Here is a 416-nt window from a genome sequence, read left to right on the forward strand (position 1 = left end):
TGACATAAAAAGAAAAGTATGGTAAATTAGTTACAATATCTCATTAAAACAGGAGGATTAAAGTTATGAATACGTTTGATCAATATTCTGTGACTCTATGTCCCTTTTGTGGCTCTATGGATTTAGAAGCTGTCTATGATGAACATAGCGACAACTTTTCTATGGGAAATCTTTTTCGGAGAGGTCTTCTAGGATTGATTTTTTCAGTCGCTCGTGGCAGTAGACAAAACGCTTTTTGGGTTTGTCAAAATTGCGGGCACGAATTTCCTATTCAATAAAATCCAATAATAGATAGTGGAGGAAAATATGAATAAGAACGAAGCAATGAAATCTGTTTATGAAGCATTGCCTATTTTGCAAGAAATAAACCGCTTGTATTTTAAAGCCCGAAGTATAGAACAACAAGCTTCAGTAGC

Annotated in this window: 1 protein-coding gene; it reads left to right on the plus strand. The window is 34.6% G+C overall.

Annotated features, from left to right (window positions below; genetic code table 11):
* Positions 1 to 65: 65 nt before the first annotated feature.
* Entirely contained in the window at positions 66 to 278 is a 213-nt protein-coding gene (locus tag ACLGL1_RS09830; protein ID WP_408978143.1) for a hypothetical protein, read from the plus strand.
* Positions 279 to 416: the final 138 nt, after the last annotated feature.

The organism is Peptococcus simiae, assembly GCF_046569735.1.
Taxonomy (GTDB): Bacteria; Bacillota; Peptococcia; order Peptococcales; family Peptococcaceae; genus Peptococcus; species Peptococcus simiae_A.

What these genes read in the sequence shown, in the direction of transcription:
- ACLGL1_RS09830 (WP_408978143.1), top strand. Translation starts at nt 66, where the DNA reads ATGAATACGTTTGATCAATATTCTGTGACTCTATGTCCCTTTTGTGGC.